Annotated in this window: 12 protein-coding genes and 1 pseudogene; 1 reads left to right on the plus strand and 12 read right to left on the minus strand. The window is 44.5% G+C overall.

Annotation, left to right across the window (positions count from 1 at the left end; translation table 11 throughout):
- The 12 genes and pseudogenes from R8N28_RS13050 to rpsB all read right to left on the minus strand — a co-directional run.
- Positions 1-89, minus strand: a pseudogene (locus tag R8N28_RS13050) (3-hydroxyacyl-[acyl-carrier-protein] dehydratase FabZ); the annotation flags it as partial.
- Between the two features lie 232 nt (positions 90-321).
- Positions 322-1,353 carry a UDP-3-O-(3-hydroxymyristoyl)glucosamine N-acyltransferase gene (gene lpxD / locus R8N28_RS13055; protein WP_005380347.1) on the minus strand — a complete coding sequence of 344 codons (1,032 nt, stop codon included), beginning with the start codon at positions 1,351-1,353 and terminating at the stop codon, positions 322-324.
- 6 nt (positions 1,354-1,359) lie between these two features.
- Positions 1,360-1,869: an OmpH family outer membrane protein gene (locus R8N28_RS13060; protein ID WP_005391804.1), complete on the minus strand. Its 510-nt coding sequence runs from the start codon at positions 1,867-1,869 to the stop codon at positions 1,360-1,362.
- A gap of 13 nt (positions 1,870-1,882) precedes the next feature.
- Positions 1,883-4,297, minus strand: a complete 2,415-nt coding sequence (gene bamA, locus R8N28_RS13065) for an outer membrane protein assembly factor BamA (RefSeq protein WP_005391802.1) — start codon at positions 4,295-4,297, stop codon at positions 1,883-1,885.
- Positions 4,298-4,341: 44 nt separating this feature from the next.
- A complete protein-coding gene (gene rseP / locus R8N28_RS13070; protein ID WP_005380334.1) occupies positions 4,342-5,700 on the minus strand; it encodes a sigma E protease regulator RseP in 1,359 nt (452 codons plus the stop codon).
- A complete protein-coding gene (gene ispC / locus R8N28_RS13075) occupies positions 5,700-6,905 on the minus strand; it encodes a 1-deoxy-D-xylulose-5-phosphate reductoisomerase (RefSeq protein ID WP_005391796.1) in 1,206 nt (401 codons plus the stop codon). Before ispC ends, rseP begins: the two co-directional genes overlap by 1 nt.
- A 50-nt stretch (positions 6,906-6,955) precedes the next feature.
- Positions 6,956-7,798 (minus strand): phosphatidate cytidylyltransferase, encoded by an 843-nt coding sequence (locus R8N28_RS13080; RefSeq protein WP_005385351.1) that lies wholly within the window; start codon positions 7,796-7,798, stop codon positions 6,956-6,958.
- A 12-nt stretch (positions 7,799-7,810) separates the two neighbouring features.
- The gene (locus R8N28_RS13085) at positions 7,811-8,566 is read right to left on the minus strand and encodes an isoprenyl transferase (RefSeq protein ID WP_005380331.1); all 756 of its coding nucleotides are present in this window, start codon (positions 8,564-8,566) and stop codon (positions 7,811-7,813) included.
- Between the two features lie 96 nt (positions 8,567-8,662).
- Positions 8,663-9,220, minus strand: coding sequence for a ribosome recycling factor (frr, locus tag R8N28_RS13090; protein ID WP_005380330.1), 558 nt, complete (start codon positions 9,218-9,220; stop codon positions 8,663-8,665).
- 100 nt (positions 9,221-9,320) lie between these two features.
- Entirely contained in the window at positions 9,321-10,046 is a 726-nt protein-coding gene (pyrH, locus tag R8N28_RS13095) for a UMP kinase (protein ID WP_005380329.1), read from the minus strand.
- Between the two features lie 147 nt (positions 10,047-10,193).
- Positions 10,194-11,039, minus strand: coding sequence for a translation elongation factor Ts (tsf, locus tag R8N28_RS13100; protein ID WP_005380328.1), 846 nt, complete (start codon positions 11,037-11,039; stop codon positions 10,194-10,196).
- Positions 11,040-11,171: 132 nt separating this feature from the next.
- Positions 11,172-11,900, minus strand: coding sequence for a 30S ribosomal protein S2 (gene rpsB, locus R8N28_RS13105; RefSeq protein ID WP_005380327.1), 729 nt, complete (start codon positions 11,898-11,900; stop codon positions 11,172-11,174).
- Between the two features lie 384 nt (positions 11,901-12,284).
- Between rpsB and map the strand changes: the two genes are divergently transcribed.
- Complete coding sequence (gene map, locus R8N28_RS13110; protein ID WP_005380326.1) at positions 12,285-13,163, plus strand: type I methionyl aminopeptidase; 879 nt, start codon at positions 12,285-12,287, stop codon at positions 13,161-13,163.
- Positions 13,164-13,192 lie beyond the last annotated feature (29 nt).

Below are 13,192 nucleotides of genomic sequence, written 5' to 3' on the forward strand. Positions count from 1 at the left end.
ATCACTCGGTCGATCAATAAGAATGGGTAGCGATGAGGTAGTAGCTCTTGAATTTCAGAGATGTTCATCGTTTTCTTTTCAGTAGTCAAAGTCGTCTTCCTATATCAATTTTTTGCCGCCAAGATGGCAAACGTGGCAACAGGTCGTAAAGCCGAATCGCTTTGCAATATACTAGCAAAATACGCACCATCTTGGAGTTAAATCTACTTAGAGCGCGTCATTATAGAAGAAAAAGACCCGCATTTCGCGAGTCTTCTTACAGAATATGGAACTAGAGCTTGTTAGCCTTCGTATTAAATACAGAGCGAAAGATAACTTGTTCTAAATTTCTTCTTTCTGTTCCAGCTGTTTTTCAACCGCTTTTAGGCGCTTATTCATCTCATCAATACGGTGAACTCGAGTCGCGGTCTTACGCCACTCTCTGTTCGTTTGTAGTGGGATACCTGATGAGTAAAGGCCTTTTTCTTCGATACTGCGCATTACCATGCCCATACCTGTAATAGCCACACCATCTGCGATAGTGATATGGCCATTCAGAACAGACGCGCCGCCAATCTGGCAGTACTTACCAATTTTTGTACTGCCCGCGACAATAGTACCACCAGGCATCACGGTACCATATCCGATCTGCACGTTGTGCGCGATTTGAAGTTGGTTATCCAGAATGACATTGTCTTCAATGATAGTATCTTCGAGTGCACCGCGGTCAATCGTAGTACAAGCACCAATCTCAACGCGGTTACCGATACGCACTGAACCAAGCTGAGGAATTTTAATCCACTCGCCTTTGTCATTCGCATAACCGAAGCCATCAGAGCCAATGACGGTACCCGATTGAACGAGACAGTCATCACCCAATGACACTTCATGGTAGATAGTGACATTAGCCCAAAGCTTGGTGTTATTCCCTAGCTTGGCGTTCTTACCGATAAAACAACCAGCACCAACACTTACGTTGTCGCCGAGTTCCACGCCCGTTTCAATCACAGCGTTAGCGCCGATTGTAACGTTCTCACCCATCTTAACGTCAGCGGCAATCACAGCACTTGGTGCAATATCGTCTGCCGGTTTTGGTGTGGTATCCATCGCTTGGACCACACGAGCAAATGCGACATAAGGGTCTGAAACCACTAGCGCATTTCCAACGCATTGATCTTTATGCTCAGCCTTTACCATAACAACGGTAGCTTGGCACTCAGAAAGGTGTTTTGCGTATTTTGGGTTAGACAAGAAGGTTACGTCACCTTCTTGTGCTTTATCCATTGGAGCAACACGGCTTACAACGAGAGACTCGTCACCAAACAGCTCACCCCCGGTAATTGTCGCCAATTCGGCTAATGTTAATGTCTTCATAACTTCTTATTTTAGAGCTTTAATTACGTCTTCAGAGATATTGTATTCTGGCTTGCCGTACTGCAAAGCAGAGATATCAATCACAAGATCGTAACCATTTTTGTCTGCGACTTTCTTAACTGCATCTTGAATCGTTTTGAAAAGCTTCGCTTTTTCTTCAGCTTCACGACGCGCACTTGCTTTTTCAAGTGCTTGTGCTTTCACTTTGTACTCGCTGTCGAGCTTCGCGATATCGATACGTAGCTTTTCAACTTCGTCTTGACCCAAAAGCTCGCCGTCACGTTGTAGCTTCTCAATCTTTGTTTTAGCTTGTGCTTGGATTGACTTCAGTTCATCAGCTTTGCTTTTGAAGTCTTTCTGCATTTTTTGTAGTACAACTTCACGTTGAGGAAGAGCTTGAAAAACTTGAGCTGTATTTACGTAAGCAATTTTCTGTGCAGCTTCTGCCGCATTTGCAAACATTGAAGAGCTCAGTACAAGAAGGCCAATCCCAGCCGCTTTGATCATTTTATTCAAAATATTTTCCTCTTTAGAAAGTTCTACCGATAGTGAATGTGAAGAACTCTTCATCATCGCCATCAAATTTCTTAATTGGTTTCGCTAGTGAGAATACTAGTGGCCCCATTGGAGACATCCACTGCAACGCCGCACCGTAAGAAGAGCGGTAGTTGGTTGGATCTGAGTAATCGTAGTAGTAACGGTCACCATATTCCGCACCTGAATCGCGGTAGTCAAACTCCGTATCCCAAACACTTGCCATATCAAAGAAGATACTGGTACGAATTTGGTTTTGTACTTCTTCTGATGCAAATGGTGTTGGGACAATCAACTCAACACTTGCTAGCGCTACGGCGTTACCACCAACAGAGTCATCTGTTGCTGTATCTGCGCCATTGTTTGAACCAGATGTATCACGGTAAACCGCTTTAGGACCAACAGAGTTTGAGCCAAAGCCACGAAGCGATGTAAAGCCACCTGCGTAGTAGTTTTCGTAGAATGGGAACAAGTTATCGTTGCCATCCGTTTGACCGTAACCATTACCGTAACCTAAGCGGCCACGGAACAAGAGGGTAAACTCGTGCTTTTTAGTCAATGGCACATACTGACGAACATCGTACTGCATTTTGAAGTATTGAACGTCAGAGCCAGGTACGGTCATTTTATAGAATGCACGCTGATGGTTACCTGCCGTAGGGAAGTAGCCACGGTTTAAGTTATTACGTGTCCAAGAGATATTGAAGTCGAAATCGTTTGTGTTCAACGCTCCACTAGAATCAATGTTGTCTGCTTGTGCTCGTAAGAACTGCTCTACCTGTAAGTAAGGCGATAAGTTACCGATCTTGTTGTGCGTATAACCGACACCGAATTCAAAACGGTTCAACTCATCGAATGGGAAACCCCACGTTAAGCTCGCGCCATAGCTTTCGTTGGTATAGTCAACGATATTGGCTTCTTTCGCTTCAAATTCGTTATAGAAAACCTTACCACCTAAGCTTACACCGTCTAAGTTCCAGTACGGATCACGGTAATCTAGACTGATGTTTTTCTGGTAGTCATTCATCATCGCATTGATACCAACACGGTTACCGCTACCAATAAAGTTATCTTGTTGCAGGCCAACCTGGAAGCTCACACCCGATTCTGTACCGTAGCCAACACCGAAGTTAACGCTACCAGAGTTCGCTTCTTTGACAGAGTAAACTAGGTCAACTTGATCATCACTACCAGGAACTCGAACCGTCTGTACTTCAACATTTTCAAAGTAGCCCAAACGATTTAGACGAGTTTTACCCGTTTCAATCGATTTCGAGTTCAACCAACTGCCTTCCATCTGACGCATTTCACGACGAAGGACTTCATCTTTGGTTGAGTTATTACCCGTGAAGCGAATATCACGAACATAAATTCGGTTACCCGGATCTACGTTAACGACCAAAGAAACTTCTTGATTCTCGTCGTCAAACTCAGGAATGGTGTTCACTTGAGGATAAGCATAACCGGACTCACCAAGCACACGCTTAATTCCTTCTTCCATTGAAGTAACCAACGAGCCGTTGTATGTCTCATTGTCTTCAAATGGCACAAGTCTTTCGAACGTCGCTTCCTCACCAATCAAATCACCACGGAACTTCACGTCCTTAACGGTGTAAACCTCGCCCTCTTCTAGACCAAGAGTAATGTATACCCCTTTCTTGTCAGGAGAGATTGCAACTTGTGTCGAATCAACGTTAAATTTTAAGTAACCACGATCCAGGTAGAATGATTTGAGTGCTTCAATATCACCTGCAAGGACTTGCTTTTGATACTTTTCATCAGAAAGGAAATTCCACCACGGCACATCAACATTTAAGTTAAAGCGCGAAAGCAGTTCTTCATCACTGAACACTTCATTACCGATAAAGTTGATTTGCTGAATTTTTGCCGACACACCTTCAGTAAAGACAAACTTAAGGTCAGAACGATTACGTGGTAGTGGAGTAACCACCGCTTTTACTGTTGCGTTGTATTTACCTACGCTGTAGTAAAAGTCTTCTAAGCCTTTTTCAATGTTGCTTAGCGTGGTGCGGTCAAGCGCTTCACCTTCACGAACGCCAGACGCGTTCAGGTTTTCTTGTAGCTGCTCGTCCTTGATTGCTTTGTTACCTGAAAAAGAGATGCTTGCAATGGTAGGACGTTCTTTGACTTGAACCATCAGAACACCACCGTCACGCAACACTTTCACATCTTCAAAGTTACCAGATGCATACAGGGCGCGGATAATTTCTGCAACATCGCCTTGGCCAATGGTATCACCGACACGTACAGGCATTTTCAACAATGCAGCACCCAGTGCTACACGCTGCAATCCATCGATTTCAATATCTTGAACTACGAAGTTCTCTGCTCCATTTGCAGATACACTGGTCGCCAGTAAACTTGCAAATAGAATTCGCTTAATCGCCATACTTGTTCTAATTATTCCTTGCTACTGCTTTTGTCTCTGAACTATCACAGACGAGTAAAATCATTAAATAGCGCTAACGCCATGAGCGAGAAGATGATCGCACCACCAATTCTAAAGCCCATTTCCTGCACTTTCTCAGGAACAGGACGTCGAATGACTGCTTCAATTGCAAAAAACAACAAATGACCGCCATCCAACATTGGTAAAGGAACGAGGTTAATAATACCTAGGTTAACACTAATTAGAGCGAGAAAACCTAAAAAGTAGACCAAACCATAATCTGCTGTCGCGCCTGCGCCTTTGGCTATTGATATTGGTCCACTCAGATTATTCAGACCAACGTCTCCAACAATCAGCTTCTTAAGCATGCTGATTGTCAAACCAATGACTTGGCCAGTTTTGTCTACTGCTTTACCTATTGACTCGAATACACCAAACTGAAGATCGAAGCGATAACTTTCTGGCCATTCTGCGACTTTAGGTGCAATACCTGCAAAACCAACGACTTCTTTGTTAGCTAGCTCACGGCTACCGGGCGTCAGCGTCAATGTTTGCTCATAACCCTGACGTAACACTGTCAATTCAAGCGGTGTATCAGGATTAGAACGAACCGCCTCAACCACTTGCTTCCATTCGGTTACGCGTTGTTGACCAATTGCGACAACCTCATCACCTGGAAGCACACCGGCTTTTTCCGCCGCTCCACCTTGCGAGACCTGCTCGATAACTCGATACACCTCCGGTGTATACGGAGCAAAACCTAACGACTGCATCGCTGACTGAGTTTCTGGGTCGAACTTCCACTCACGTAAATCGAGCGTTTTCGTTACTTCTGAACCAACTTCATTCGCTGACGTTAGTGTTACCGTCATCAAATCATCGCCAATATGAGAAATCAATCCCATATTTACTGATTCCCAATCCGGAGTTTTGATACCAGATATCGATTTAAGTTCCATTCCAGATTCAATTCCAGCTTCCGCAACAATCGAATTGGGCGTAACTTCACCAATTACAGGCTTAACTGCTGGGATACCAATTAGAAATACCAGCCAATAGGCAAAAATTGCGAAAAGAAAATTAAAGATGGGGCCAGCCGCAACAATAGAGGTTCGTTTCCATAACGGCTTCTTATCAAACGCTAGGTGCTTCTCATGTTCTGGCACCTCATCGACACGGCTATCAACCATTTTCACATAGCCGCCGAGAGGGATCATTGAGATGCTGTACTCCGTTCCGTCTTTGCCTACTTTACTCCAAATAGACTTGCCGAAACCGATTGAAAACTTTTCAACTTTAACGCCGCAACGGCGAGCAACCCAAAAATGCCCAAATTCGTGCACGGCAACAAGAATGCCCAGTGCGACGATAAAAGAAATGAGATTCCACAATATACCAGTCATCAGCTACGCTCGCGTATGGTTTCTAGGGCAATAGTTCGTGCCATTCTATCTAGCTCGAGCAAGCTTTCCAAGCTATTCGCATTCTCAGCTTTGCAGCTTGCGTTGATTTTATTCAACACAGACTCATTGATGCGAGCAATATCGGTAAAACCTAGTCTGTTATTTAAAAATGCATCAACAGCGACTTCATTAGCTGCATTCAATGCTGTTGTTGCGTGTTGACCTTCATAACAGGCATCAATTGCGAGCTTTAAACATGGGTAACGAGCAAAATCAGGCTGCAAAAACGTCAGCTCACCAACTTTCGTGAAGTCTAGCGGCTTAACCCCAGCTTCCACTCTTGACGGGTATGACATGGTGAGCGCAATTGGCGTCGCCATATCCGCTTCTCCCATTTGTGCCAAGACCGAACCATCACGATACTGAACCATAGAATGAATTACCGATTGAGGATGAATAACCACCTTCAGTTGTTCGCGAGCAGCATTAAATAGCCACTTAGCTTCGATATACTCAAGGCCTTTATTCATCATCGTGGCAGAATCAACAGAAATTTTTGGCCCCATCGACCAGTTTGGATGAGCAATCGCCTGCGCGGGTGTCACCTGCTCCAGTTCTGCGATGTCAGTGTAACGGAAAGGACCACCAGATCCAGTCAACAAAATATGAGAAATGCCATGTTCTTGTAAATTGCAACGACCTAGATTGGTTTGTACTTGCTGTGGTAAACATTGGAAAATGGCGTTGTGTTCACTGTCGACGGGAAGTAGCTCTGCGCCAAATTCTTCTACAGCATCAATAAATAGCTGGCCTGACATTACAAGTGCTTCTTTATTTGCCAACAAGACTCGCTTACCTGCTTTCACGGCAGCCATGGTAGGCAATAAGCCAGCGGCTCCTACAATAGCAGCCATTACACTGTCGACCTCGTCCAGCGAAGCTATATGACATAGCGCATCAGTACCACCTAGCACTTCGGTACCTGGCGAAACCGAGTGTAGCTCAGCTTGAAGTTGAGACGCCGCAGCTTTATCTGCCATGACCGCATATTTAGGTTGCCACTGACGACATAGACCGATCATCTTTTCAACGTTAGTGCTTGCCGCTAAGGCAACGACAGAAAACAGATCTGGGTTTTGTTCGACCACTTTAAGCGTGCTTGCACCAATTGATCCAGTAGCACCAAGAATCGTTAACTTTTGCATGTTGTAAGACCGTTAGAAAGCTCAGGAGCGACGACGCCGCTCCTGATAAATTAGAATACGTAGTAAAGAAGAGCAAAAACTGGGAATGCTGCGGTTAGGCTGTCGATACGATCTAGCACACCACCGTGCCCTGGGATAATGTTACTGCTGTCTTTAATGCCTGAGACACGTTTGAACATACTTTCAACCAGATCACCAAGCACTGAAATAACGACAGTCACTAGCGTAATCAGCACCATATGGACAGGGCTAGTGAACTGGATGTCGAACCAATCAGCAAATGCCCACGCTACGATTAATGCCGTGATAATGCCACCAATTAGCCCTTCAATAGTTTTATTGGGGCTTACATGAGGAGCCATCTTACGTTTGCCTAAGCTTTTGCCTGCAAAGTAGGCGCCGCTATCTGCAGCCCATACCAAGAAACAAACGTACAACACAAGCTTTGCGCCGTGGTATGGATCTACAGTGATGTCATACGCTCTGAGAATAATCACACTCCAAAGGAATGGGATTAATGTCAGAAAACCAAATACATGACGTAAAACAAAATTACTTTGCCAAGATTTCGTCGTTTTGGGGTAAGTAATCGCCATTAAGCTAGCAATAATCCACCAAACAAAACCAATACCCAAGACGACATAATGAGGTGTCGTTAAGTGATTGAGGCTATATGCATCAGGCGAGATGTATAGAAAACTAAGTCCGGTAATAATGATTGCCGGCACAAGGGCAGCAATGCGAGAGTTGCTTCCTGTAAACTGAGTCCACTCCCAAAAACCTAATAGCGTTATTGCAGTTAAAGCGGCAATAAAGCCCATTAGCGGTAATTTAAAAATGCCTAAAATAACCAGGGGAGCTAAAATTAGTGCTGTTATTATTCTCTGTTTCAAACTAACTAGTCCTTATTGAGCTGCCATCAATGCCTTTATTTGTTCACCTGTACAGCCAAAACGACGTTCTCGGTTGATAAACCAAGTCACAGCTTCTACCAAACTGTCTTCATCGAATTCTGGCCAGTACTCTGGTGTAAAGTACATTTCTGCATAAGCCATTTGCCACAACATAAAGTTGCTGATGCGGCACTCTCCACTGGTGCGAATTAAAAGATCCACTTCCGGTAGGTCTGCCATGGTCAAATGCTCAGTGATTAGCTGCTCATTGATATCCTCTACACGAATTTCACCGTTACGTGCTTTTAGCGCTAACGTTTTAGCAGCTTCTGTGATGTCCCATTTACCGCCATAGTTGGCTGCAATGTTGATCACCATACCCGTGTTATCTGCCGTTAGGTTTTCTGCTTCTACAATTTTCTTTTGTAGACGCTCACTAAATCGACTGGTATCACCGATCACGCGCAAGCGTAAGTTATTTTTGTGTAGTTTTTTTACTTCACTAGACAGGACCGTGATAAACAGTTCCATCAAAAGACCCACTTCTTCCTCCGGACGACGCCAGTTTTCACTACTAAAAGCAAACAGCGTCATGGCTCTAATGCCTAGTTTTGAAGCAGCAGCCACGGTCTTACGAACGGCACTAACGCCTTTTTTATGACCAAATACGCGAGGTTTTCCTTTGGACTTAGCCCAACGGCCATTACCGTCCATAATGATGGCAATATGCTTAGGAAGGGAATCAGAGAAGGCTTGAGAATTTTGCATAGGGAGTTAATTGAGTTCCATCAGTTGGATAGACTAACATAAAAAAACGCTGAGCTGTGAGCACAGCGTTTTCCAACAGTGATGTGTGTGGGAGTATTAAACTTCCATCAACTCTTTTTCTTTTGCAGCAAGAACTTCATCGATCTTCTTAACTGCAACGTCAGTTAGCTTTTGAATTTCGTCTTGTGCTTTACGGTCTTCATCTTCAGAGATTTCTTTATCTTTTAGAAGCGCTTTAAGATCGTTGTTTGCGTCACGACGGATGTTACGAACAGCAACACGACCACCTTCAGCTTCACCACGAACGATCTTAACTAGGTCTTTACGACGTTCTTCCGTTAGCGGTGGAAGTGGAACGCGGATGATAGTGCCAGCTGACATAGGGTTTAGACCAAGGTCAGACGTCATGATCGCTTTTTCTACTTTCGGCGTCAGCTCTTTATCAAAAACCGTGATTGCAAGTGTACGTGCATCTTCAGCAATAACGTTTGCTACTTGGTTTAGAGGTGTTGCTGCACCGTAGTATTCTACAGAAATACCAGATAGTAGGCTTGGGTGTGCACGACCTGTACGAATTTTAGAAAGGTTGTTCTTAAGCGCTTCAACGCTTTTATCCATGCGCTCTTGCGCGTCTTTTTTGATTTCGTTAATCACAGTTTCACCTTAAAAATGTCATCTTTCCTGAAGAAAGCCTAAAACGGTTGAGCAAAGCAAGCACCACCCTAACGCTTTGGAGTGGCACCTTAAGCCAAGCTTATTCGTTGATGAGCGTGCCTTCTGCTTCGCCCATAACCACGCGACGTAGTGCGCCTGGCTTGTTCATATTAAATACGCGGATTGGCATTTTGTGGTCACGAGCTAGCGTAAACGCCGCCAAGTCCATAACTTTCAGCTCTTTATCCAGAACTTCTGCATAAGATAGCTTATCATACAGCTCTGCGTCTGGGTTTGCTACAGGGTCAGCAGTAAATACACCATCAACTTTCGTCGCTTTTAGTACGACATCCGCTTCAATTTCGATACCACGTAAACAAGCAGCAGAATCCGTTGTAAAGAACGGGTTACCAGTACCAGCAGAGAAGATGACAACTCGGCCTTGGCGAAGCTCACGGATCGCATCAGCCCAATTATAGTCGTCACATACGCCTTTTAGAGGGATTGCAGACATAACGCGCGCATTTACGTATGCACGGTGAAGAGCATCACGCATCGCTAGGCCATTCATTACTGTAGCAAGCATACCCATGTGGTCACCAACTACGCGGTTCATACCAGCTTCAGCTAGGCCTGCACCACGGAACAAGTTACCGCCACCGATAACTACACCAACCTGAACACCCAGTTCAACCAGTTCTTTAACTTCTTGTGCCATACGATCAAGGACCGCAGGATCAATACCAAAACCGTCTTCACCTTGAAGAGCTTCACCACTCAGTTTTAATAGAATACGTTGATACGCTGGTTTAGGGTTCGTAGTCATGGAGTTTACCTTCCAAAGAGAGTTGTTGATTAACAGTCATGAATAGACACAACTTCAGTTATGGCTATTCATCACGGCTAATCGTTCACTGCTCATAAAAAGACCGCAGCCTTGGCTACGGTCTAATCTTTATACAGTCTCTAAGGATTAACCTTTTTGAGCTGCTGCAACTTCTTCAGCGAAGCTCATTTCTTCTTTCTTCTCGATACCTTCACCTACTTCTAGGCGAACGAACGTAGAAACTGAAGCGCCTTTTTCTTTCAGCATTTCGCCTACAGTTTTCTTAGGCTCCATGATGAAAGCTTGACCTGTTAGAGAGATCTCGCCAGTGAATTTCTTCATGCGGCCAACAACCATCTTCTCAGCGATTTCAGCAGGCTTGCCTTCGTTCATTGCGATTTCAACTTGAACCGCTTTCTCTTTTTCTACTACGTCAGCTGGTACGTCTTCTGGGTTAACGAACTCTGGCTTAGAAGCAGCAACGTGCATTGCAACGTGCTTAAGAGTTTCTGCGTCGCCTTCACCAGCAACAACAACACCGATTTTCTCACCGTGACGGTAAGAAGCGATTGCAGTGCCTTGAACGTATTCTACGCGACGGATAGTGATGTTTTCACCGATTTTAGCTACTAGAGCTACACGTGCGTCTTCGAATTGTGCTTGTAGTTCTTCAACAGAAGCTTTTGAAGCTAGAGCTGCAGCTGCAACTTCTTCTGCGAATGCAGTGAAGTTACCGTCTTTAGCAACGAAGTCAGTTTGGCAGTTAACTTCAAGAAGAACAGCAACGCCGTTTTCTTCTTTGATGATGATTGCGCCTTCAGCTGCAACGTTACCAGCTTTCTTAGCTGCTTTCGCTGCGCCAGATTTACGCATGTTTTCAATTGCTAGTTCGATGTCAGCGTTTGCTTCTACAAGCGCTTTCTTACATTCCATCATGCCAGCGCCAGTACGCTCGCGAAGTTCTTTAACTAGAGCAGCAGTTACAGTTGCCATTCTGTCTTCCTCGTTTGATTCGAAATAAGGTAAAAAACAGGGGCCTAACATTGTCGGCCCCCATTGCTAACTATAACTTAGTTTATGCTACACAAAGGTTTCACATAGACCAAGTGTGACACAGAGCCGCTATTATTCAGCTTCTACGAAACCGTCTTTTTCAGCAACTGCAGCTACGTCTTTGTTACGACCTTCAGATACTGCTGAAGCAGCAGCGTTCAGGTATAGCTGTACAGCGCGGATCGCGTCGTCGTTACCTGGGATTACGTAGTCAACGCCGTCTGGGTTAGAGTTAGTATCTACCACAGCGTATACTGGAATACCTAGGTTGTTAGCTTCTTTAATTGCAATGTGTTCGTGATCAGCGTCGATTACGAATAGAGCGTCTGGTAGGCCGCCCATGTCTTTGATACCACCAAGAGATTTCTCCAGCTTCTCCATTTCGCGAGTACGCATTAGAGCTTCTTTCTTAGTTAGTTTGTCAAAAGTACCGTCTTGAGATTGAGTCTCTAGTTCTTTTAGACGCTTGATAGACTGACGAACTGTTTTGTAGTTTGTAAGCATACCGCCTAACCAGCGGTTGTTTACGTAAAACTGGTTGCTTGCGATTGCAGCTTCTTTAACAGCTTCAGATGCAGCGCGCTTAGTACCTACGAATAGAACCTTACCTTTCTTCTCGCCAACTTTAGCTAGTTCAGCTAGAGCGTCGTTGAACATTGGTACAGTTTTTTCTAGGTTGATGATATGAACTTTGTTACGAGCGCCAAAGATGAATGGCTTCATTTTTGGGTTCCAGTAACGAGTCTGGTGACCGAAGTGAACACCAGCTTTTAGCATATCGCGCATTGATACAGTTGCCATTTTAAAATCCTCTATGGGGTTAGGCCTCCACATTCCCCATAACTCCGACCAAGCTTCTGCTCAGCACCCCGGAATATGTGACGGAATGTGTGTGATTTAAAGATAAAAGGTTATTCGGATGAAGCTTGCTTCGCCGCTTAACTTTGCTAAACGAAGAGAACAGTCCTCTATTCCGGCGCGCTTTATACCATATTTTAGCTCACTGTGGCTAGTAAAAATTATTTCTTCACCGAGCCACTTTCTCCTATTTATAAGCAAAACTTTAAACATATGATCGAATTAAGAATGATGCATATTCCTATCTAACTTGGGTTAACGCCCCGATGTCTGATAGAATGCAGCCATTCGCACGTTTACGTGCTTAGGAATAAGTAGAGAAAGCCAATGTCAATCAAGATTAAAACTGCTGAAGAAATAGAACGCATGCGCATTGCGGGCAAGCTAGCCGCAGAGATTCTAGAAATGATCGAACCACACATCAAAGTTGGTGTGACGACAGAAGAGTTAAACAAAATCTGTCATGAGTACGCTCTAGAAAAAGGCGCATACTCTGCTCCGCTTGATTACCATGGTTTCCCTAAGTCGATCTGTACTTCAATCAACCATATCGTATGCCACGGTATTCCAGCGGAAAAAGACGAAATCGGTAGCAACGGCCAAATGAAGCCGGCGGTACTAAAAGATGGTGACATCTTAAACGTTGATATTACCGTAATCGTTCCAAATGATGAGAATGCCGATCTGAGCGTGCGTCCTCAGGGTTACCATGGTGACACTTCTAAGATGTTCCTAGTCGGTGATGTTTCGCCTGCAAACAAACGTCTGTGCATGGTAGCTCAAGAAGCACTGTATGTTGGTATGCGCACCGTTAAGCCAGGTTCAACGGTTGGTGACATCGGTACAGCTATCGAGAAGTACATCAAAGAGAACAACAAGAACAATCCTCGCAACAAGTTTTCTATTGTGAAAGACTTCTGTGGTCACGGTATCGGCGATGAGTTCCATGAAGAACCACAAGTGGTTCATTACAAGAACAAAGACCGCCGCGTATTAAAAGAAGGCATGTGCTTTACTATTGAGCCGATGATTAACGCAGGTAAATTTGGTTGCTCTGTTGATGCACAAGATGACTGGACTGTTTACACGGGCGACGGCAAGAACTCTGCGCAATGGGAACATACCATTGTAGTAACAAAAGAAGGTTGTGAAGTACTGACGCTTCGTAGCGACGATACGATTCCTCGCCTAATGAAAAACGCGTAAAGCTGACGACCACTCGTTGTTTACTATAT

This window comes from Vibrio sp. Vb1554, from assembly GCF_033344235.1.